Annotated in this window: 11 protein-coding genes; 5 read left to right on the top strand and 6 right to left on the bottom strand. The window is 72.1% G+C overall.

Annotated elements, in window-relative coordinates; translation table 11 throughout:
• Positions 1-693 precede the first annotated feature (693 nt).
• The 3 genes from prfB to ABZS61_RS29050 all read right to left on the bottom strand — a co-directional run bounded on the left by prfB (position 694) and on the right by ABZS61_RS29050 (position 4,915).
• Entirely contained in the window at positions 694-1,800 is a 1,107-nt protein-coding gene (gene prfB / locus ABZS61_RS29040) for a peptide chain release factor 2 (RefSeq protein ID WP_356427534.1), read from the bottom strand.
• Between the two features lie 70 nt (positions 1,801-1,870).
• On the bottom strand, positions 1,871-3,109 hold the full coding sequence (locus tag ABZS61_RS29045; RefSeq protein ID WP_356427537.1) for a serine/threonine-protein kinase: 1,239 nt from the start codon (positions 3,107-3,109) through the stop codon (positions 1,871-1,873).
• A 147-nt stretch (positions 3,110-3,256) separates the two neighbouring features.
• Positions 3,257-4,915: a serine/threonine-protein kinase gene (locus ABZS61_RS29050; protein WP_356427540.1), complete on the bottom strand. Its 1,659-nt coding sequence runs from the start codon at positions 4,913-4,915 to the stop codon at positions 3,257-3,259.
• 441 nt (positions 4,916-5,356) lie between these two features.
• On the opposite strand from ABZS61_RS29050, the gene ABZS61_RS29055 reads away from it, so the two are divergent.
• The 5 genes from ABZS61_RS29055 (at position 5,357) to ABZS61_RS29075 (ending at position 15,032) form a co-directional block, all read left to right on the top strand.
• The gene (locus ABZS61_RS29055) at positions 5,357-8,716 is read left to right on the top strand and encodes an FHA domain-containing protein (protein WP_356427543.1); all 3,360 of its coding nucleotides are present in this window, start codon (positions 5,357-5,359) and stop codon (positions 8,714-8,716) included.
• Between the two features lie 240 nt (positions 8,717-8,956).
• Positions 8,957-10,315: an extracellular solute-binding protein gene (locus tag ABZS61_RS29060; protein ID WP_356427546.1), complete on the top strand. Its 1,359-nt coding sequence runs from the start codon at positions 8,957-8,959 to the stop codon at positions 10,313-10,315.
• Positions 10,316-10,319: 4 nt separating this feature from the next.
• Complete coding sequence (locus ABZS61_RS29065) at positions 10,320-11,696, top strand: sugar ABC transporter permease (RefSeq protein WP_356427549.1); 1,377 nt, start codon at positions 10,320-10,322, stop codon at positions 11,694-11,696.
• Positions 11,693-12,610 carry a carbohydrate ABC transporter permease gene (locus tag ABZS61_RS29070; RefSeq protein WP_356427552.1) on the top strand — a complete coding sequence of 306 codons (918 nt, stop codon included), beginning with the start codon at positions 11,693-11,695 and terminating at the stop codon, positions 12,608-12,610. Before ABZS61_RS29065 ends, ABZS61_RS29070 begins: the two co-directional genes overlap by 4 nt.
• Positions 12,611-12,791: 181 nt before the next feature.
• Entirely contained in the window at positions 12,792-15,032 is a 2,241-nt protein-coding gene (locus ABZS61_RS29075) for a bifunctional glycosyltransferase family 2 protein/CDP-glycerol:glycerophosphate glycerophosphotransferase (protein ID WP_356427555.1), read from the top strand.
• 91 nt (positions 15,033-15,123) lie between these two features.
• Here the strand turns inward: ABZS61_RS29075 and ABZS61_RS29080 are convergent, their stop codons facing one another.
• From ABZS61_RS29080 to ABZS61_RS29090, 3 genes are read right to left on the bottom strand one after another with little or no spacing between them, the layout of a single operon-like run.
• Entirely contained in the window at positions 15,124-16,272 is a 1,149-nt protein-coding gene (locus tag ABZS61_RS29080) for a glycosyltransferase (RefSeq protein WP_356427558.1), read from the bottom strand.
• The gene (locus ABZS61_RS29085; protein ID WP_356427561.1) at positions 16,269-19,115 is read right to left on the bottom strand and encodes a CDP-glycerol glycerophosphotransferase family protein; all 2,847 of its coding nucleotides are present in this window, start codon (positions 19,113-19,115) and stop codon (positions 16,269-16,271) included. The genes ABZS61_RS29080 and ABZS61_RS29085 overlap by 4 nt, the downstream gene beginning before the upstream one ends.
• Positions 19,112-22,567, bottom strand: coding sequence for a CDP-glycerol glycerophosphotransferase family protein (locus ABZS61_RS29090; protein WP_356427564.1), 3,456 nt, complete (start codon positions 22,565-22,567; stop codon positions 19,112-19,114). The genes ABZS61_RS29085 and ABZS61_RS29090 overlap by 4 nt, the downstream gene beginning before the upstream one ends.
• Between the last annotated feature and the right edge of the window lie 85 nt (positions 22,568-22,652).

Below are 22,652 nucleotides of genomic sequence, written 5' to 3' on the forward strand. Positions count from 1 at the left end.
GGCGCCACCGTCAGCACCGCCATCGGCGCCACCGTCAGCACCGCCATCGGCGCCACCGTCAGCACCGCCATCGGCGCCACCGTCAGCACCGCCATCGGCGCCACCGTCAGCACCGCCATCAGCACCGCCGTCAGCACCGCCGTCAGCACCACCGTCGACCCCGCCGAGGGGGTCGTCGAGGGTCACCTGGGCGCTCAGTCCGTTGTCGCCGGCGTCCACGCCGATACCGAGGCCGAGGCCGGCGGCCTGCGCGGCACCCGCAACCGTCAGCGAGGCACCCGCAGCAATAACCGCACCAGCGGCTATGCGCGCGACGCGGATTCGCGTCTTCTTCGTCATCTGTTGCTACCCCCAGTAGCTGATCTCGTCATTGGAGCAGCCATATGCGGTCCGCGGCCCTGCGGGGTCACGCTCTGCAGGGCCACGCCGTACCGTGGTCATCCCGCCCGCCCCCGATCACACCTGTCCCAGACATACGCATGCTGCTCCAGCAGCCTGGCCAGAGTTAAGGACTACGTCAAGGCCGTTCCGAGGGCATACGCGCCGCTATGGGGGTTCTTGACGGCTATTCGGGACCACGACTGTGACGCATTCACCACACGGTCCCCTCAACTCGCCTTCGCGCGACGGGAGAACGCGGTCGGGCCCGGGGCAGGATTCCCTGCCCCGGGCCCGACCGCCGTACGGGTACGGCTACTTCTCACTCTGCTTGCGCCAGCGGATGCCGGCCTCGACGAAGCCGTCGATCTCGCCGTTGAACACCGCTTCGGGGTTGCCCATCTCGAAGTCCGTACGCAGGTCCTTGACCATCTGGTACGGGTGCAGGACGTACGAACGCATCTGGTTTCCCCAGGAGTTGCCGCCGTCGCCCTTGAGCGCGTTCATCTTCGCCTGCTCCTCCTGGCGGCGGCGCTCGAGGAGCTTCGCCTGGAGGACGTTCATGGCGGACGCCTTGTTCTGGATCTGCGAACGCTCATTCTGGCAGGAGACGACGATGCCGGTGGGCAGGTGGGTCAGGCGCACCGCGGAGTCCGTGGTGTTGACGCCCTGGCCGCCGGGGCCCGAGGAGCGGTACACGTCGACGCGGAGCTCGGACTCGTCGATCTCGACGTGGTCCGTCTGCTCGACCACGGGCAGCACCTCGACACCCGCGAAGGACGTCTGGCGGCGGCCCTGGTTGTCGAACGGGGAGATCCGGACGAGCCGGTGGGTGCCCTGCTCGACGGAGAGCGTGCCGTAGGCGTACGGCACCTCCACCGCGAAGGTGGTCGACTTGATGCCGGCCTCTTCGGCGTAGGCGGTCTCGTAGACCTCGGTCTTGTAGTTGTGCCGCTCGGCCCAACGCAGGTACATGCGCTGGAGCTTCTCGGCGAAGTCGGCCGCGTCGACGCCGCCGGCCTCGGCGCGGATGGTGACGAGGGCCTCGCGCGCGTCGTACTCACCGGAGAGGAGCGTGCGGACCTCCATCTCGTCCAGCGCCTTGCGGACCGACTGCAGCTCGGACTCGGCCTCGGCCAGCGCGTCGGCGTCGCCCTCGTCCTCGGCGAGCTCGAAGAGAATGGAGAGGTCGTCGATGCGGCCGCGCAGGGCCTCGGCCTTGCGGACCTCGGCCTGGAGGTGCGAAAGCTTGCTGGTGATCTTCTGGGCCGCCTCCGGGTCGTCCCAGAGGGACGGCGCCGCCGCCTGCTCCTCGAGCGCGGCGATATCAGCCCTCAGCGCATCCAGGTCCAGGACGGCCTCGATCGACCCCATGGTCGAGGAGAGGGACTTCAGCTCTTCGGAAATATCGACGACTGCCACGGGTCCAGCCTAACGGCTGGACGAGTGAACCTGTTCCTCCCCCGGCGCCGGGCCCTCCCGGGGGTGGTCCTCAGGGCGCCGCCGGCGCCGAATTCTCGGTGTCCTGGGGGGTCGCGCCCGCGTCGTCACCGCTCGTGGCGAGCCAGCCGCCCACTCCTATGGCCACGCACAGGGCGACCACTGCGGCACCAAGGGTGATGCGGCGCTTGCGGACGGCGGCGGACTTGTTGCGTGCCGATCCGGGCCTCGGACGCCCGGGGGCGCGCGGGGCGCGTGCCGTGCCCAGGGGGCCGCCGGCCAGCTCGTCGGGTGCGGGGACGCGCATGCTCGTGTGGGTGTCCCGGTTGGAGTCCGGGGTGGAGCCCGGGACCAGCGGGACCGCGCCTCGGCGGCGCGGCTCGTCCTGGGCGGGTGTGTACTGCTGCTCGTCGTACATCTGCGGCTCGGCCTCGGCATCGGGCTCGTCCACGTCCAGCGGAGGTATCCCGGACAGCAGCGGAAGCAGCTCGCGCAGCCGGACCGCGAGCTCGGAGGCGCGCAGCCGGGACGCGGGGGCCTTGGCCAGGCACTGGACCAACAGCTGCCAGAGCTCCTCGGGGATGCCCGGGAGGGGGACGACCGTCTCGGTGACGTGGCGGCGCAGCACCGCGCCCGGGTGGCCGCCACCGAAGGGCGTGAAGCCCGCCAGGAGCTCGTACAGCACGGTCGCGAGGGCGTAGATGTCCACGGCGGCGCGCGGCGGGAGGCCCTCGACGATCTCGGGGGCCAGATAGTCCGGCGTGCCGATGATCTTGGTGGCCTTGGTGCGGCGCGGGGTGTCGATCAGCTTGGCGACACCGAAGTCGGTGAGCAGTGCCGGGTGCGAGCCCCCGGGGCCCAGGGGGCCCTCCATGTCGAGCAGGATGTTCTCCGGCTTGACGTCGCGGTGGACCACTCCGGCGCGGTGCGCGGCCGCGAGCCCGTCGGCCACGTCAGCGATGATCGCCGCGGCGGCCTCGGGCGCGAGGCGGCGCTCCCGGTCGAGACGGGTGCGCAGATCGGTGCCCCGTACGAGGTCCATGACCAGAGCCAGGTCGTTGCCGTCCACGACGAGGTCGCGCACGGCGACCACGTGCGGATGATCGAGCCCGAGCAGGGCTGTGCGCTCCTGCACGAACCGGCCCACGAGCTCCTGGTCGGACGCGAGGTCCTCACGGAGCAGCTTGATGGCGACGGGACCCTCGGGCCCCTCGCCGAGCCACACCGTGCCGGCGCTGCCGCGCCCCAGAATCTGGTGGGCGGTGTACCGGCTGCCGATATTCCGTGCCAAGACTGCTCCCTCAGCGGCTGGCGTTGACCCCCCGGTCGACAAAGTTACGCGGCTATCGGGGTGTTGCGTGCCCTGGATGGCGCCAACCTTCACTTCTGCGGGCGAAATAGGCCCGCAGAAGTCGACAAAGGCACAGAGTGGGTGACGTTACTGGCCGCTGGGCGGCACGTCACCGCTGCTGCCGCCCAGATCCTCGAACCAACCGGAGACCTTGGAGATCCCGTCCCCGATCGCCTCCCAGTACCCCTTGCCCTGAGCCACCCAGTCCTGCAGGGGCGTCAGTTCCCAGATCAGCCAGCTGGCGACGATCAGCAGCAGCACGGTGAACAGGCACCCCTTGAGGCAGCCGAGCCCGGGGATCCGCATCGGGTTGGAACTGCGCTGCCTGGGCTGGCGCGGGGCCGGCGGCTGGGGCGCCGGCTGCTGCGGAGGCGCGTACTGCTGACGCTGGGGCTGGTGTTGCGGCTGATGCTGCTGCGGCTGGTAGCGCTGAGGCTGCTGCTGCGGGTACTGCTGGTCGCGCCGGGGCTGCGGGCGCTGATCCTGCTGAGGCTGCCGGCGCTGCTGAGGCTGCTGGTGCGGCGGGGCCTGCTGCTGGCGCTGCGGGCGTCGGCGCAGAGGGTCCTGGCTCGGGTCGAGGTACTGGACCTGCGTTTGCTCGTTGCGGTCGCGGGCGGCCCTGAGCTGGGACTGCCAGGGGTGCGGCTCGTCGGGGGACGGAGCACCGGCGGGCCGCGGGGGTACGGGAGGCATGACCGCGGTCGGATCGGCGTGGCCGCCTCCCGGGGTCTGCTGCATCACGCTGGTCGGGGCGGCCGGGTCGTAGGACCCGGCGTTGCTCGGCAGCACCTGCGTCGCATCGGCCGCCCCCGGGGTCTCCGGTACGGCGGCGGGCGCCGGATCGGGCGCGAGCAGGGCGCCGACGCCCTCGGCCGCGGCGATCTGCGCCGAGTTCGCGTGCACCCCGACACCCGCGCCGACGGTACGCAGGGCGCGCGCCAGGCTCACGGCGCTGGGCCGCTGGTCCGGGTTCTTGCGCAGGCAGCGCTCTATGACGGTCCACAGCGGCTCGGGAACGTTGCCGGGCCGCCTGGGCTCCTCGCTGAGGTGCCGGTGCAGCACTTCGAGGGCGGTGCCCCCGGCGAACGGCGGGCGTCCGGTGACCAGCTCGTACAGCAGGATGCCCGCGCCGTAGATGTCCACGGCGGAGGTCTGCGGACGGCCCTCGGCCGACTCGGGCGCCACATAAGCGGGCGTGCCGACGAACTCATGGGTCCGGGTCAGACCCGGGGAGTCCGCGAGGCGCGCGATGCCGAAGTCGGTGAGCATCGGGTGCATCGCACCGTCCCGCTCGTCGAGCAGCACGTTGGCGGGCTTAAGGTCGCGGTGGACGACGCCGTCGGCGTGGCTGGCGGCGAGCGCGTCCGCGATCTGAGCGGTGAGCAGGGCGGCGGCGACCGGGGTGAGCGGGCCGTTCTCGCGCAGGTAACGGTGCAGGTCCGGGCCGTCGATCAGATCCATCACGAGGGCGAGCAGATCGCCCTCGACGACGAGGTCCCGGGTCCGCACGATGTTCGGGTGGGTGAGCCGCAGCAGCACGGAGCGCTCGCGGAGGAACCGCATCACGACATCCGCGTCGTTGGCGAGCTCCTCCTTGAGGACCTTGATCGCAACGGTCTCTCCGGGCTGCCCGGCGACAGCCGCCTCGGCACCCGCGGTCTCCCGCTGGCGGGCTCGCCAGACGGTGCCCGTGGCGCCGCGTCCGAGCGGCTCCTCGAGCAGGTACTTGCTGCCGACTGGCCGCACGTCACGCGCTCCCTGCTGATCGTTGTGCTCGCGGTCCCCCGGGTCCGCCCGGATGTTCCGGCCCACTCTAGTGCCGCCGTACCGGGCACCGGCCGGTCGTCCTCAGGTCGTCCTCAGGTCGTCCTCAGGTCGTGCCGGCGCTGTGTCCGGGGAAGACGCACAGGCGCGACCGTTGGTTGCCGAACGAGTGTGCAGCACTCCCCGGGCAGGACCAAGCAGGCACTTTTGCACCCACAGCCGACCATTCAAGATCACTAAGCGGTCACCCCCGGGCGTGTTGTCAGTGGCAGGTGCGAGGATGCCCCAAGCACGGAACTGTGAGGCTGAGATCCTCGCGCTCCGTGACGACCTGTACCGGACGACGCGTCCGTGCCGGGTGGGGGGAATCACAGGGCACCACCCCCTGCCGGGCACCCCGCGCAGAAGGGACCGCTGACGGCGATGCAGATCCGGCTGACCGTCCTCGCGCCGCGCAGCGGCCAGACCCCCACGCGCGCCTGCGACGTGCTCGTCACCGCCCCCGCGGGGACGGCTCTCGCCGCTGTCGCCTCCGGCCTGGCCGCTGCCGTGTCGGGGCCCGAGGGCTCCCTGGGCGGCGGCGCCGTCGTGTTGTACGCCGGGCGGGAGCGGCTCGACCCGCAGCGCTGCGCCCTGGGTGAGCCGCCCCTGGTCGACGGCGCGGTGCTCTCCCTCCAGTTGCCCGGTGAGGACGAGACGGCGGACGACGCCGTCCCCGCACAACTGCACGTGATCGCGGGGCCCGACGCGGGCGGGGTCCATCTGCTGCACGGCGGGCAGATCCGGATCGGCCGCTCCGCCGACGCCGACGTGCCGCTCGACGACCCGGACGTGTCCCGGCTGCACTGCGCGGTGACGGTCTCCGAGGACGGCCGGGTATCGGTCGCCGACCTCCGCTCCACCAACGGCACCGCCCTGGACGGTACGGAGATCGGCGAGCGCCCGGTCCCGCTGACCCCGGGCGCACTGCTGCGCCTCGGCGAGTCGACACTCCGGCTCACCGCAGGCACCCGTACGCCGGCGCTCGCGACGGCACCCGACGGCGAGGGCCACCTGAGAGTCGCCCGGGCGGACCCCCGGGGCACCGCGGCAGCCGGTGCGAGCGTCCACGGAGACGGGGAGCGGGAGGAGCACGGCGGCTGCGGAGGACACAGCCATGCCTACAGCCCCGCCCCGGCGGCCCCCTCCGGCCACGGCGCGGACGAGGCGTACGGCGACACCCCCGCGGGGCACGGCGAACACCGCAGCGGACCGGCCGCCGCCCGGCCGCAGCCCGCCCACGGCCGCGGCGACGCCCCCACCGAGGGTGACGCTCCGCGGCGCGGCGGCATAGGGGCCTGGGCGCGCCGCCTGACGGGTGGCAAGGGCGACCCGGGCAACGGGGCGGCCGGTGGGCCGCTCCCGGCCGAGGGCGCAGAGCAGGAACTACTCTCCCCCTCCGTGGGATCACCCGCTCCTCCGGCCCCGGCAGGCACCTGGCCCGACCCCGCGACCGTGCTCCTCACCGCGCTCGGCCCCGGCCCGCGTCTGTGGGAGCGCGACACGGCCCACCCGGAGGCCCTGGTCGTACGGCTGGGGACGACGGAGCGGGCCGACCTGCCCGCCGTGCCGGTCACCGTGGGGCTGCGGGAGGCCGGTTCGCTCGGGCTCGCGGGGCCCAGGGCACGACTGTCCGGACTCGTCCGCTCGACAGTGGCGCAGCTCGCCGCGCTGCACTCCCCGTTCGACCTGGAGATCGTGCTGATCAGCACGGACCGGGCCCGCGGCACCGACGAGCGGCGGCGGGAGTGGTCATGGCTCGGCTGGCTGCCGCATCTGCGCCCCATGCACGGCCAGGACTGCAGGCTGCTCCTCGCCTTCGACAGGGAGCAGGCCGAAGCACGTACGGCCGAGCTGGTGCGCCGCCTGTACGAGGGGCCCCTCGGCCCCGGCTGGGCGAGCGCGGACCGGGCCGCGGTGGCCGAGGCCGCCCGCCACCACTCGGGGCCGTACACGGTGGTCATCGTGGACGGCGACCCGGGTTCGGCGGCGCTTCGCGAGAGCACGGCCGGGCTGGCCGGTGCGGGGGCGGCGGCCGGAATCCATCTGATCTGCCTGGCAGAGACCCCGGCGGCCTCGCCCACCTCCCCGGTCGCCGCGACCTACGACACCGCGTGCCGGGCCTCGATCGCCTTCCGCGAGTGCGGGGCGGTCGCCATGCTGAGCGGCGATGTGGCGACCGCGTTGCGGCTGCTGCGTACGGCCGGCGGCCAGGCCGCCGGGCACGGCACCGTCGCCGCGGTGGACGCGGTGTCGGCGGCCTGGGCGGAGCGGTTCGGGCGCGCCTTGGCCCCGCTGCGCGACGAGGGCTCGGCCGCGTTGCCGGGCAGGCCCGTGGCGGCGGCCGCGCTGCCCCCGTCCGCCCGGCTGCTGGACGAGCTGGGCCTCGCCAGGGCCACCCCGGCCTCCCTGATGGCCCGATGGGCGTCCACGGCCGAGGAACAGCCGGGGGCGACGGTGCGCACGGCCGCTCCCGCGGGCGGGGACCTGGACACGACGGGTTCCGGCCGCACCCTGAGCGCCGGCCCCCGGGTGGGACAGCAGCGTCCCGGCTCCGACCAGGGGCACACGCCGTTCCGGGGCAGCGGACCCACCAGCTCCGGGTCGGGGCGTTCCGCGTACTCCCCGGCGGCCGGCGTGCCCGAGCAGCGGCGCGAGGCACAGGCGCCCGCCGCGGCCGTGTCCTCCGGCTATGCCGGGCGGCCCGTGGTCGTGCTCGGCGCCGGACCCCGCGGCCCCCTCTCCATCGATCTGGCCGACGAGGGCCCGCACCTGCTGGTCGAGGGGCCCGCCGGCAGCGGCCGTACGGAACTGCTGCGGGCCGTCGCCGCATCGCTGGCGTCCGCCGCCCGGCCCGACCGGCTCGGCATCCTGCTGATCGACGGGGCGGGCGGCGAACACGGCGAGCGCGGCGAGGGCCTGCGCCCCTGCACGGAGCTGCCGCACGTGTTCACGCACCTGGTCGCCTCCGACCCCGTACGGATGCGGGAGTTCGCCCAGGCGCTCGGCGGCGAGCTGAAGCGCCGGGCCGAGCTGCTCGGCCCGCTGGACTTCACGGCGTGGCACGCGCGGTACGAGGAGTCGCAGGCGCTCGGCAGCCGCCGCCCGGTCAACATCGTCGAACAGCGCGGCGATCTCGAATCACCTGCCAGCGGCACCCTGCGGCTGCGGACCACGGCCCGGTCCACGGATCCCGGCCCTTCTCCGCTGCCCCGGCTCGTCGTCCTGGCCGATGACTTCGATGCCCTGGTCGCCCCCGCGCTCGGCAGCCCCGGCCGCCCGGCCGCCGGATCCGTCGTACGGGCGCTGGAGGCCGTGGCCAGGGACGGCGGACGGCTCGGTGTCCATCTGGTGGCCACCTCCGCCCGTCCTGACCGCACCGAGGACACGGAGCTGGCCCGCGGGGCCCGGCTGCGTATCGTGCTCGATCCGCCCGTCGTACCGCCGTCACCGGACGAAGCCTCCCCGGGCCGTGGCCGGCTGGGGCATCCGGACGGCAGGGTCACCCCGTTCCAGGGCGGCCGGGTCACGGGCCGCATCCCGCGCACGGCGACCCTGCGTCCCACGGTCGTCCCGCTGGAGTGGGAGCGGATGGGCGATCCGCCGACCCGTCGTCCGGTCCGTGAGCTGGGCAACGGGCCGACGGACCTGGCTCTGCTGGCCAGCGCCCTCGATCGGGCGGCCCGTTCGGTGAACGCCGAGCGGCTGCCCCCGCTGGTCCCGTTCCCCGCGTCGCCTTCCTGAACCCGTTCCGCGCGCCTCCGTCCTGAACTCCGCTCTTTCTTCGGCGCGTTGGCCTCACGTCACGAGCCCATCACGATCACCCGGTTGAGGGCGAGGGTGGTATTGCGGCGCCCGTACACCCGGCGTAGGACTGTGCGCACGGACGATGTGAACCGCACGATGTGAGACGTGGCCGGCACCCGAGAGTCCCACCGTCGGTGCTGGTCCGCACACATGCGCGCACGAGAAACGGGGCACGGAATGCGCACAACCCTTCGAATGCGTAGGGCCGCACTGGTGTTCACCGCGATCGGGGCACTGGCCCTCACCGGATGCGGTGACGATGGCGGCGCCAAGGACGAAGCGGGCGAGGGCTCGGGCAAGGAAAGTCCGTCGAGCGTCGCGCTGCCGAAACTGGACGGCGAGAAGGTCTCGGTCGCCGCGGTCTGGACGGGGCCGGAGCAGGCCAACTTCACCAAGGTGCTGGACGAGTTCGAGAAGCGCACGGGCGCGACGGTGACCTTCGTGCCGGCGCAGGACCCGATCGTCAACTTCCTCGGTACGAAGATCGCGGGCGGCCAGCCCCCGGACGTGGCGATGATCCCGCAGGTCGGCGCCATCCAGCAGGCGGTCGCGAAGAAGTGGGCGAAGCCGGTGGGGGCCGAGGCTAAGGCCCAGCTGAGCAAGAACTACGCGAAGGTCTGGCAGGACCTCGGCACGGTGGACGGCACCCAGTACGGCGTCTACTTCAAGGCCGCCAACAAGTCCCTCATCTGGTACAACGCCGCGGCGTTCGAGAACGCGGGCGCGAGTGAGCCGAAGACCTGGAAGGACTTCATGGCCACCGCCGAGACGGTCTCCGCCTCCGGTGTCACCCCCGTCTCCGTCGGCGGCGCGGACGGCTGGACGCTCACCGACTGGTTCGAGAACATCTACCTCTCGCAGGCCGGTCCGGAGAAGTACGACCAGCTGGCCAAGCACGAGATCAAGTGGACGGACCCGTCCGTCAAGGACGCGCTGACCACGCTCGCCGAGCTCTTCGGGAAGCCGAGCCTGATCGCGGGCGGCGCCGACGGGGCGCTGCAGACCGAGTTCCCGGCGTCCGTCACCCAGACCTTCACCGGCGGGGACCAGCCCAAGGGCGCGATGGTGTTCGAGGGCGACTTCGTCTCCATCAACATCGCACAGACCAAGGCGAAGATCGGTACGGACGCCAAGGTGTTCCCGTTCCCGGCCGTCGGCGCGGACTCCCCCGTGGTGACGGGCGGCGACGCCGCCGTGGCGCTCAAGGACAGCAAGGGCGCCCAGGCGCTGCTGACCTGGCTGGCCTCGACGGACGCCGCGAAGATCTGGGCCGAGGCGGGCGGGTTCATCTCGCCCAACAAGGGCCTGGACGTGGCCGCGTACCCCAACGATGTGCAGCGCAAGATGGCCGAGGCGCTGATCGCGGCCGGTGACGACGTCCGGTTCGACATGTCCGACCAGGCGCCCCAGTCGTTCGGCGGGACCCCCGGGAAGGGCGAGTGGAAGACGCTCCAGGACTTCCTGAAGAACCCGAAGGACATCGCGGGGACTCAAGCGAAACTGGAGTCCGACGCGGCCGAGGCGTACAAGAGCTGACGGGATGACCACAGCGACCGCGGGGGGCGCCGGAGCGGTGCCCCCCGTCGACAAGCGTCCTGACGGCGAGCCGAAGCCCGTACGCACGCGCAGGAGCGTGACCGGCACCCGCAGGGTGTTCGCGGCGGCGTTCCTGCTGCCTGCCCTGGTGCTGCTCGGCGCACTCGTCGTCTATCCGATCGTGTACTCCGTCTACCGGTCCTTCTTCGACCAGGCGGGCACGGGCTTCGCGGGCATCGACAACTACACGTCGCTGTTCACCGACGACACCATCCGCACCGCGGTCAAGAACAACCTGATCTGGGTCGTCGTCGCGCCGACGGTCTCCACCGTGCTCGGGCTGATCTTCGCGGTGCTGACCGAACGCATCCGGTGGGGCACGGCGTTCAAGCTGATCGTCTTCATGCCGATGGCGATCTCGATGCTGGCCGCGGGCATCATCTTCCGCCTGGTGTACGACCAGGCGCCGGAGCGCGGGGTCGCCAACGCCGTGGCGGTGGGTGTGCACGACACCTTCGCCGAGTCCTCGGGCTTCCCGAAGGCGCATCCGCTGCCCGTCCATCCGCTGAAGGCGGGCGGCGGCGGTTCCTTCGTCACTAAGGAACCGGTCCGGGCCGGCTCCCCGGTCCAGCTGCCGCTGGTCGGTGTGGCGCCCGCCAAGATGCCGGGCGACGCCGAGCCGGCGAAGGCCGCCACCGCGGCGGACGGGAAGATCACCGGTACCGCGTGGCTGGACTTCACCAAAGGGGGCGGCGGCAGACCCAACGTCGTGGACCCGAAGGAATTCGGCCTGAAGGGCATCACGGTCGAGGCGGTCAAGGACGGCAAGGTCGTCGCCTCGGCGACCGCGGGCGCGGACGGGGTGTTCACCCTGCCCGCATCCGCCGACGGCGCGGAGCTCCGGCTGCCCGCGGCGAACTTCCGGGAGCCGTACAACGGGGTCGACTGGCTCGGCCCGTCCCTCGTGACACCGGGGATCATCGGCAGCTACGTCTGGATGTGGGCGGGCTTCGCGATGGTGCTGATCGCGGCGGGCCTGGCGGGCCTGCCGCGCGAACTCCTCGAGGCGGCCCGGGTGGACGGCGCCAACGAGTGGCAGGTGTTCCGCCGGATCACCGTCCCGATGCTGGCGCCCGTCCTCGCGGTGGTGCTGGTCACCCTGATGATCAACGTACTGAAGATCTTCGACCTGGTCTTCATCATCGCGCCCGGCTCCACCCAGGACGACGCGAACGTCCTGGCCCTCCAGCTGTACCGGTCCTCGTTCGGCACGGACGCGGACCTCGGGGTCGGCAGCGCCATCGCCGTGCTCCTGCTGCTGCTGGTGATTCCGGTGATGCTCTTCAATGTCCGCCGGATACGCAAGGAGGGGCGCCGATGACCACGACCGAGCCGGTGAGGGCCACAGGGGTCCCCGCTGCCACGGCCGGGCCGGTGAAGGCCAAGCCGTCCCTCGCCTCGCGGGCAGCGGCCCGCGCGGGCGGCGGTGTCATGCGGGTCTTCCTCATCCTGGTGGGCCTGTTCTGGCTGATGCCGACCATCGGACTGCTGCTGTCCTCGCTGCGCGGGGCCGAGGACATCGCGGCCTCCGGCTGGTGGAAGATCTTCACCGCCCCCTCGGAGCTCACCTTCGACAACTACCAGCGCCTGCTGGACAATTCGGTCATCACCGATTCGCTCCTCAGCACGGTGCTGATCACCGTCCCCACGACGTTCCTCGTCGTGGTGATCGGCTCGCTCGCCGGATACGCCTTCGCCTGGATGGAGTTCCCCGGCCGCGACTGGTGGTTCCTGGTGGTCGTCGGACTGCTGGTGGTCCCCGTACAGGTCGCGCTGATCCCGGTCTCCGAGCTCTTCGGCACCCTCGGGATATTCGAGACGACGTTCGGCGTGATCATGTTCCACACGGCGTTCGGCCTGCCGTTCGCCATCTTCCTCCTGCGGAACTTCTTCGCGGAGATCCCCCGCGAACTGCTGGAGGCCGCGCGGCTCGACGGTGCGGGCGAGATCCGGCTGTTCACCCGGGTCGTGATGCCGCTGGGCGGCCCGGCGATCGCCTCGCTGGGGATCTTCCAGTTCCTCTGGGTGTGGAACGACATGCTCGTCGCACTGATCTTCGCGGACTCGGAGTCCCCGCCGATCACCGTGGCCCTGCAGCAGCAGGTCCGCCAGTTCGGCAACAACATCGACGTCCTGGCGCCCGGCGCCTTCGTGTCGATGGTCATCCCGCTGGCGGTGTTCTTCGCCTTCCAGCGGCAGTTCGTCTCCGGCGTGATGGCGGGCGCCGTCAAGTAGCGGCACCCCGGCGGCACAGCATCGACGAACATGCGTTCGTCAACGTCGCGGCGGCCCGGTCACTCCTGACCGGGCCGCCCTACCTCGTACTTCCCCCGAATGCCACATCCTGCGTAACCAAGTCACTCCATCGGCCGTTTGCGGGCCACCTGCCCGCCCGCGAGCGACCCCTGGATGTGTTGTGCCCCGGTTCAGTGTCATCGTGCCCGCGTACCGGGTCCAGGCGTACCTGCACGCGTGTCTCGACTCCGTGCTGAACCAGTCCTTCAAGGACTACGAAATCATCGTGGTCGACGACTGTTCACCGGACGCCTGCGGCCCGATCGCCGACGAATACGCCTCCCGCGACCCCCGGGTCAGCGCCGTCCACCTCCCGCACAACTCCGGCCTCGGACCGGCCCGCAACGCCGGTGTGGCCAGGGCGAACGGCGACTACCTGCTCTTCCTCGACGGCGACGACACCTTCGCCCCCGAAGCCCTGCAGACGATCGCCGACCGGCTCGCCGCGACCGGCGGTCCCGACGTCCTGGTCTACGACTACGCCCGCACCTACTGGTCGGGCGAGAGCGTACGCAACACCTTCGCCCAGCACCTCGCCGAGACCGGACCCGCCTCCTTCCGGCTCGCGGAACGCCCCGAGCTGCTCAAGGTCCTGATGGTCGTCTGGAACAAGGCCTACCGCCGCGAGTTCATCGAGGCCGAGGGCTTCACCTTCCCGCCCGGCTACTACGAGGACACCCCCTGGACCTATCCGGTGCTGATGGCCGCCGGATCGATCGCCGTCCTGGACGCGGTCTGCGTCGGATACCGCCAGCGGCGCCGGGGCAACATCCTCTCCACCACCACCCGCAGGCACTTCGACGTCTTCGACCAGTACGACCGGGTCTTCGCCTTCATCGACGCCCGGCCCGAACTCGCCGTCTGGCGGCCGGTGATGTTCCGCCGGATGCTCGACCACTTCTCGACGCTGTTCACCTCCCGCGGCCGGCTCCCGCGCGGAACCCGGGGCCAGTTCTTCCGCCTCGCCCGCGCCCACTGCCGCCGCTACCGCACCCCGGGCGCCCCCGTACCGCGCCGCGCCCGGCTTCGGCACGGGCTGTTCCGGCTGGGCGCCCACCGCACGTACCGCGCCCTGTGGGCCGCACAGCAGCTGCGCGGCCGGCTGCGCCGAGGTACGGAGGCGCTGCGCCGCGTGGTGCGCGGAGCCGTCCTCCAGCTGCACTACCGCGTCCAGCTGCGGCTCCCGGTCCGGCCCTCGGACGCGGTGTTCGCCGCCTACTGGAACCGCGGCTACACCTGCAGCCCCGCAGCCGTCGAGGAGACGGCCCGCGCGCTGGTACCCGGGCTGCGCACCTCATGGATCTGCCGCCCCGAGGACGCGCACACCGTGCCGGCGGCCACCCGGGTGCTGCACCCGGGGACCTTCGCCTACTGGACGGCCCTGGCGCGCTCCAGGTACCTCGTGAACAACGTCAACTTCGACCGGCGGCTGGTGAAGCGCCGCGGCCAGGTGCTGCTGCAGACCCACCACGGAACGCCCCTGAAGACGATGGGCACCGACCTCGTGCACCGTCCGGCCGCAGCCGGCTCCATGGACTTCGAGGCGCTGCTGCGCAACGTCGACAAGTGGGACTTCTCGCTCTCCGCCAACCAGCACTCCACCCTCGTGTGGGAGCGGACCTACCCCTCCGGCTACACCACGCTGGAGTACGGCAATCCGCGCAACGACGTCTTCCGCCGCACCGGCCCCGCCCGGATCGCGCAGCTGCGCGAGAGCCTGGCCGTCCCGGCGAGCAGCACCGCCGTCCTGTACGCCCCGACGCACCGCGACTACCGGCGCGACCAGCAGCACACCCTGGACCTGGACCAGCTCGTCCGCGTCCTGGGCCCGCACTTCGTGATCCTGGCCCGCTCCCACTACCTGGACACCGGATCCGCGGCCCGCACCATCGCCGGGCGCACCCCGCACCCCCAGATCATCGACGTCAGCGCCCATCCCTCCGTCGAGGAACTCTGTCTCGCCTCGGACGCCCTGATCACGGACTACTCGTCGCTGATGTTCGACTACGTCAACCTGGACCGGCCGGTCGTCCTGCACCTCGAGGACAGCCAGGCCTACGAGGCGGCGCGCGGCACCTACTTCGACCTGGAGGGGTTCCCGCCCGGGGCGGTGGCGCGCAGCCAGGACGAGCTGCACGAGATCTTCGCCACGGACCACTGGCGCGGCCCGCGCTCGGCGCAGCGGCGGGCGGCGTTCCGTGCCCGGTTCTGCCCGTACGACGACGGGCACGCGGCAGAAAGGGTGGTGCGCCGGGTCTTCCTGGGCGACACCTCGGGGCTGCCGCTGCCCGTTCTGACCGGCGGCCGGGGCCCCACGGGGGTGCCCCGGCAGGTGACGGTGCGGGAGTACACCAACGGGTGAGGTGTGCGGGGCAGGCCCCCCGCACACCTGCCCCGCACGCCTCACCGTGGAACGCTGGGTGTTCCTGGAGCGCTGAGTGTTCCTGGAACGCTCAGCGCTCCAGGAGCGCGAACAGCTCTTCCCAGCGGCGCACGATCTCCGCCTCGGAGAACCGCTGGACGTTGACCCGCGCCCGGTCCCCCATCGCATCCCGCATCCGGGGGTTGCCGGTGAGCCGCAGGAGCCGGTCGGCCAGCTCACCGATGTCCCCGGCGGGCGCGAGCAGCCCGTCCTCGCCGTCGCGCACGATCTCCCGCACTCCCGGCGCGCAGTCGAACGCCGCACACGGGACACCGCTCGCCATGGCCTCCATAAGCGCCAGCGGGAATCCCTCGCCGCGCGAGGACTGCACGAAGACGGAGGAGGCCGCGAGTGCGCCGGGAACGTCGTCCGTGCGGCCCTTCCACGCGACCGAGCCGTCCAGGCCCAGGCCCGCGCACTGTGCCCGCAGGCCCGCCTCGTCCTCGCCCGCCCCGTACACGTCCAGGCGCCAGTCGGGGCGCTGCGGGGCCACCAGCGCCCAGGTGTCCAGGAGCATGTCGATGCCCTTCTGGTCGGTGAGCCTGCCGATGCTCGCCACCGCCTTCTCGCGTCGCGGGGAGGGCACTTCGGGCAGCGCGGCCAGGGCGTTGGGCATGAAGCCGACGTTGTTCATCCCGTCTCCCGCCCAGATGTCGGCGTCCTCCTCGGTCAGGACGAGCCAGTGGTCGAGCCCCGCGTAGAGGTTCTTGATCCAGCGGTAGCGGTGGCTCGCGCGGGAGTAGTCGTAGGACTCATGGCTCATCCCGACGATCCGCAGTCCGGTGGTGTCCGCCTCGCCGACCCATTCCATCGCCCAGACCTGACTGACGATCACCACGCCGCCGGGCCGGGCGGCACGGAAGATCTCCGAGAGCCGGTCCACCGCCTGCCGTTTGCGGGCCGCGCGGGCCGCCTCCTCGCGCCGGGCCGTGAACCGGAAGCGGTCCCGCACACCCCGGGGGGTCCAGGGGGTCGGCGGATGGGACGGGTACAGCGGTGTGACGGGGTAGCCGGGCGGGTCGGGCAGGGCCATCCTCAGCTCGGCCGCGTGGATGCCGATGGTGTGGACCCGGTGGCCCTGCTCCTGGAACAACTGGGCAGTCCGGTGCATCCACGCGGTGACACCCCCGAGTTCGTCCGTGCTGTTCGCGACGATGAAGACATCACGGCTGCGGCTCATCGGCCCGCCTCCCCGGTACGCGCGGCGGACACATGGCGGGCGAACACGGTGTCCACGACGGCACGTGCCGCGTCTCCCCGGTCGTAGCAGCCGAACTCCGCGGCGAAGGCCCTGCGTGCCGCCTCGAAACCGGTGTCCGCCGCCTTCAGGCGGGCCAGCACACCGAACAGCTCGTCCTCGGTCTCCACCACTGGTCCCGGCGCCTTGGCACGCAGGTCGAAGTAGCTGCCCCGCTCGGCGGCGTACGCGTCGAGATCCGGCGCGAAGAGAACGACCGGCCGGTCCAGGAGCGCGTAGTCGAACATGATCGACGAGTAGTCGGTGACCAGCACGTCGGCGAGCGCCAGCAGCTCGCTGACGTCGTGGTGGCCGGAGACGTCCACGACCGTCCCCGGCGGGCACACCGGCAGACTCGCCGCGTCCAGGTAGTGCGCACGGACCAGCAGCGTGTACTCGTCCCCGAAGCGCTCCGCGAAGCGCGCGGCATCCAGCAGCAGCCGTCGGCGTTTACGCTTCCCCGGCCCGCCCCGGAACGTCGGCGCGTACAGGACCACCTTCCGGTGGTCGGGCAGGCCGAGTTCCCCGGCGAGCGCCGGACGCGGCAGCCGCCCCTCCGCCTCGTCCCTGGCACGCGCGGCCACCAGGACGTCGTTGCGCGGATAGCCGGTGCGCAGCAGCACCTCCTCCGGGAGCCGGTACGCGGCAGCGAGGGTGCGCACATCGTGCTCGGAACGGACGAGGAAGTGGTCGAAGCGGTGCACCGCCTCCTGGAGCCGCTCACGCTGCGGGGCGTTCTGCAGGCGCACCCGGGTCTCGTCGAAGCCCATGCGCTTGTACGCCGATCCGTGCCAGGTCTGCAGGTACGTGGTGCGGGCGGGCTTGCTCAGGGACTGCGGGAAGCCCTGGTTGTCGACCCAGTACTCGGCCCGGGCGAGTGCCCACAGGTACCGCCACGACCAGCGGCGCACGAGCCGTGCGTCGGCCGGGAAGCCGTCCGGGGAACTCTCGTACGACCAGACGCAGCGCAGCGGCAGCCCTCTGCCGCGGACCTCCTCGTGGATGGCCCGGGGACTGTCGCCGTAACAGGTGCCCATGTGGCTCTCGAAGACCACGGACCCCTTGCGCACGGGCATCCGCAGGAACCAGGAGTGGTAGACGGATGCCTTCAGCCCCCGGGCGTGCAGCCGGTCGCGGCGCCTGCCCAGGGCCCGCACCAGGAGCCTCGCCCTGCGGGCGGGGCGGAAGTGGGTCGCGTAGTGGACCAGTCGCCGGACCGTGCGGGCGGGGCGTCGGCCGGCTTCGAGCCTGAGCGCCAGGTGGTCCTTGAGCGTGACGTAGGGCTGCCAGGTGTCCCCGGCGGCCCGGCCCAGGCGGGGCAGGGCGGGACAGCGGTCCGCCGGGCCCACGAGGTCGTGGGCGGCGAAGAGGTCGCTGACCGAGCGCACCGGGCCGTCCTCCAGCACCATCCTGGCGTCCCACACGGTGTCGCCGGCGCCGAGGGGGCGCAGGCCCCGGGTGAGGTCGGCGCGGGCCCGCCAGCTGATTCCGGTGGCGTCGCGCCGGAGTTCGTCGACCGGCAGGCCGAACGTGCGGGAGCCGTCCCGTACCCGGAACTCGAGTCGGGCGCGGGGAGAGTCCCCCGGGCCCGTGTGCGCGGGCAGGACGAGGCGGCCCTCGATCAGGACCCGGCCGCCCCCGGTCTCGTACCGGGTGATCCTGTTCATCAGCTTCAGCTCACCGAACGTTCGGTGCTGGTGGCCGAGTTCGGTGACGTCCAGCGCGGGATCCTGCTCCTCGCCCTGCCAGTACACCCGCCCGTCGTCCCCGGTGGTGAGCGGTGCGGCCACCGTGCCCCGCCTGCGCAGGGCGTACGCCGCCGCGAGCACCCCGTCCGCGTCACCGCGCTCCAGCAGCCGGACACCCACGCGTTCGACAGGCGCCAGGGTGAGCAGCGCGGGTTCGGGTACGCACTCCGGCAGCACCCGGGCTGCTCTCCGGGCGATCCGGTCGCGCTCGGCGGCGGGCAGCTCCGGGAACGACCGCACCAGCGGCACGAGGTGGTCGGTCAGGAAGGCACGCTCGCGCTGCTCGCAGAGGCCGGTGAGCCCTTGGGCCACCAGGACGTGGCACACGCGCCGGTGGGCCTCGACGAGTCCTGCGAGGCCCGGGCCGCGGTCGGGTAATGCCTGCCCGGAGACGATCCGGCGGCGTACCAGCGCGATCCGGCCGACCACCGCCGCCGCCAGAGGACCGAACATGGTTTCGCTGTGGGTGAGGTCCTCGTCGTAGCGCAGCCCGTGCCGCTCCAGGGCGTCGCGCCGCAGGCAGAAGCCCGTCACGAGCGCGTCGTGCACGGAGAGTTCGGGGGCGTCGGTGAATCGGGCGAGGGTCCGCGAGCGTGCGAACAGTGTGCTCTGCCAGGCCGGTTCCTGTTCCTTCACCCCGTCCCCGGTGAGCCGGCTCCAGCACCCGGCGACCAGGTCGGCGCGGGTGCGTGTGCCCGCCTCCCAGAGGGTGCGGCAGGCGTGCTGCTGAAGGCGTTCGCCGCCGCCCAGCACGAGGACGTAGGTGCCCCGGGCCGCGTCCAGCCCGGTGTTGCGCAGAGCGGCGGTGGAACGGGCCGGCGGCTCGGCGACGAGGAGACGGACCCGGTCCGGGGAGAGACCGGCGAGGGATTCGGCCGCCGCGCGGACGGCGGCGTCGCCGTCCGCGCGCAGGACGACGAGGGCCTCGACGGAACGGAGGCTCTGGTCGAGCACGGACTCCACGGACGCACGCAGGGCCGCGGCGTCCGTGGAGTCCGCGGCAGCGGTGACCACACAGCTGAAGTCGGGGGCGTTCACGCCTGCACCCCCTTCAGCATCAGATCCACGACCTGCGCCGACGCCGTACCGTCGTCGAGGTCGCAGAACGACTCACGGAACCGGGCGTACGCGTCCCGGTGGCCGGCGCTCGCGTACTCCGGGTCGCGCAGGGCATCGACGACACCGGCCGAGGTGGGGACCAGCGGGCCGGGCGCCCTCGCCTCGAAGTCGAAGCAGAAACCGCGCAGGGTGTCGCGGTAGTGCTCCAGGTCGTAGGTGTGGAAGATCATCGGCCGGCCGGTCTGCGCGAAGTCGAACATCAGGGACGAGTAGTCCGTGACCAGGACATCGCTGATCAGCATCAGTTCGGCGACGTCCGGATGGCGCGACACATCACGGACGAAGTCACTCTCCGGGACGCTCCCGCCGACCATGTAGTGGCGGCGCACCAGCAGGACGTAGTCGTCACCGAGCGCCTTCTGCGCCTGCTCCAGGTCCAGTTGGAGATCGAGGCCGTACCGCCCGCTCCGTCTGGGCCCGTCCTCGCGCCAGGTGGGGGCGTACAGGACGACGCGGCTGCCCACGGGTACGCCGAGCGACTCCCGTACGGCGGCCGCGACCTTCTCCCGGTCGGGGGCGTACAGCAGGTCGTTGCGCGGGTAGCCGCACTCCAGTACCTGACCGGTGTGGCCGAAGGCACGGCGCAGGACCGGAGTGGAGAAGCTGTTCGGGGACACGAGCACGCTCCACTGGGCGGCGCGCTGCGGCAGGGACGCCATGTACGCCGTGTCCGCACAGGAACTGCCCGCCAGGTCCCGCCCGATGCGCTTGAGGGGGGTGCCGTGCCAGGTCTGCACGACGAACTGCCCCTCGGACCGTTCGAACCACTCGGGCAGCTGTGTGTTGGTGACGATCCAGCGGCTGCGGGCCAGTGCCTCGTACCACTCGGCGCTGTACAGGGTCACGGCGCGGACCCCGGCGGGCACGGCGGCCTGCTGGTCGCGCACCACCCAGAGGTGCTCGGCACCGGTGGCGCGACGCGCCAGTTCCTCGTGCACGGCTCGCGGCGAGTCCGAGTACTGGCGCCCGTCGAAACTGGAGTACAGCACGGCCGGGCGCAGGTCCCCGCCGCGCGCGGCCGCATAGCGCTCGCGCAGTCGGCGCTGCCCGTAGGCGCCCCGGTCCCGCACGTCCAGGGCGCTCCCGGACCGCAGTGCGAGCCGGTCGTGGGAGAGGCGCTCCAGGGTGAAGCCACGCCCCTCGGCCTCCCGGTGCAACGGCAGACCGGCGTGGAGCTGGGGCGCCACACGCAGCGGCAGGTAGTTCTCCGGGTCCCTCTCGCCCTGCTCGCGCAGGAACGGGTACCAGCGGCCCTCGGCGAGCGGGAGGGTGCCCCAGGTTCCCTCGACGGCCTCGGGAGAGAGCTCCGCACGGAATCCGGTGTCCACGCGCTCCACGCCGAAGGCGGCCTCCTCCTGGTGACCGCTGTGGCGCAGGCACAGTTCCGCCCGGCGGCCCGCGGCCACCGGGAGGTTCCCCTCGATGACGAGGCCGCCGCCCTCCGGCCACGACAGGCGTACGGCTACGGCCTGCACGGTCCGGTCGGTGAGGACCAGGTCGCCCGAGGGGTTGGCGGCGGCATACAGTTCGCGGTCCCCGGCCAGCGGATACCGGCCTGCTTCGGTCTCCGGGCGGGCGGCCACCGTCACCCGGCCTCCCCCTCCGACCAGTTGGACACCCCAGTCGCCGTCGGAGCCCCGGAAGGCGTCGAGCGGCACCTCGGCGAAGACGGTGTCCGGGCCCGCCCCCTCCTCGCTGAGCACCAGGGGGAACTCCCGGGTCTCCTTCGTACGCCACTCCTGGATCCGCAGGGCGGTCGGCGCCCCGCCTCCCAGAAGCCGCACCGCGATCCGGACGCCGTCGCCGTCGGCCGTCGCCCGGTGGCCGGCGAGCACGGCACCGATCCGCTCGGCCCGCAGCTCCAGCTTGTTGCCGGAGAGCACCGGGACGATCCGGGTGCGCTCGTCGACGTACCGCACGGCCGGTGCCGCCGGATTGCCGAGCAGCCGCATCGGTCCCCGGCGCGGCCGTCCCCCGCCGACGACGACGGACTCCAGCTTCCAGACCGTCCGGGTGTTCCGGCCCGTCCCTCCGGCGGCGAGCCGGCGAGGGTCGACGACGGTCTCGAAGCCGGACCGTTCGTAGTGGTGCAGCGACCTCCCCGATCCCGCCGCCGCCTCGTCCGTCGCCGTCGTACGCATCCGGAGCGGAATCAGCCGCCGGCCCGACCTGAGCCAGCCGGCCCCGGCCGACCTCCCCGGGGCGTTGCGGACGTACGCGTACCCCGTGAGGTGCAGCTTCCCGTCCCGCCAGACGGCCTCGGTGAGATGCGCGTGCACGGGGAGGTCCGCGCCGGCGAGCGCGGTGACGCGGCGCGGGAGGGGGCCGTCGACGCCTGGGTACTCGGCCCTCGGGCGCAGCAGGCCGCGGACGTGGAAGGTGTCCCGGTCGCGTGACTCATGGGCGAGGAGAGCGAGCAGCTCCGTCATCCTGCGTTCCCGGATCAGCTGCCACTTGACCCGCAGATGCAGGGGCAGTGCGTCGAGGACGGCCTGTTCGACGGTGTCGGCGAAGGCGTTCGCGTGCGTGAGGAAGGCCTCCCGGAAGGCGGCGTCGCCGTCCGGGAGCGCCTCGATGAACAGCCACAGATCACCGGAGAGCACATGTTCGTGGTAGCGGCGCCGGGCTTCACCCATGCCGCGGTCGGCGAGGAACCGGCTCACGGTGGAGACCGCGGTGACCCGGTCACGGATGCCCCTGGCCACCGCGCGCCGGGTGGTGATCGAACCGTCGCGGTCCCGCCAGTGGTAGACGGGCTCCTCGACGACGTCCACGGAGCGTGCCAGGAAGTACGCGGGGAGGACCACCGCGATGTCCTCGTACAGGACTCCGGCCGGGAAGGCGAAGGAGTGCAGGTCCCAGAACGACCTGCGGAACACCTTGTTGCAGGCGATGCGGTCACCGAGCAGGATCCAGTCCCGGGTGACGTGCGTGGCCCTGCGTGCCCTCTCCATCGGCTTGCGGAACATCGGGGACTGCTCGAGCGCACCGTTCGCACGCAGCCTGAGCACGTTCCCGGTGGCGAAGTCCGAGCCGGAACTGTCGAGTTCACCGAGCATCCGCGCATAGGCGCCGGGCGGCACGATGTCGTCGCTGTCGACGAACGCCAGGAACTCCCCGTCCGGATGAGCCTGTCCGGCCCCGGCGTTGCGCGCGGCACCGAGCCCGGCGTTCTCCTGCCTGATCAGCCGGAAACGCGAGTCCCTCCTGGAGAACTCCAGTGCCACATCGGCACTGTTGTCGGTCGAACCGTCGTCGACCATGACCACCTCGAGATCGGTCATGGTCTGTTCGGCCAGCGAGTCCAGGCAGGCTCCGAGGTACTCCTCGACGTTGTAGAGCGGGACGACGACGGTGAGACGGGGTGCCATGCGCTGCGCACGATCCTTCCGGGCGGACAACCTCAACTGGTCTTCTGCAACAGGTCTTCTGCAGCAGGCCTTCTGCGGGGCCTTC

It is taken from the genome of Streptomyces sp. NPDC005566 (genome assembly GCF_040605575.1).
Lineage (GTDB): Bacteria > Actinomycetota > Actinomycetes > Streptomycetales > Streptomycetaceae > Streptomyces.

Coding starts and splice junctions, on each gene's coding strand:
- ABZS61_RS29065 (WP_356427549.1), top strand. CDS start 10,320: ATGACCACAGCGACCGCGGGGGGCGCCGGAGCGGTGCCCCCCGTCGAC.
- ABZS61_RS29080 (WP_356427558.1), bottom strand. CDS start 16,272: ATGAGCCGCAGCCGTGATGTCTTCATCGTCGCGAACAGCACGGACGAA.
- ABZS61_RS29055 (WP_356427543.1), top strand. CDS start 5,357: ATGCAGATCCGGCTGACCGTCCTCGCGCCGCGCAGCGGCCAGACCCCC.
- ABZS61_RS29070 (WP_356427552.1), top strand. CDS start 11,693: ATGACCACGACCGAGCCGGTGAGGGCCACAGGGGTCCCCGCTGCCACG.
- ABZS61_RS29090 (WP_356427564.1), bottom strand. CDS start 22,567: ATGGCACCCCGTCTCACCGTCGTCGTCCCGCTCTACAACGTCGAGGAG.
- ABZS61_RS29060 (WP_356427546.1), top strand. CDS start 8,957: ATGCGCACAACCCTTCGAATGCGTAGGGCCGCACTGGTGTTCACCGCG.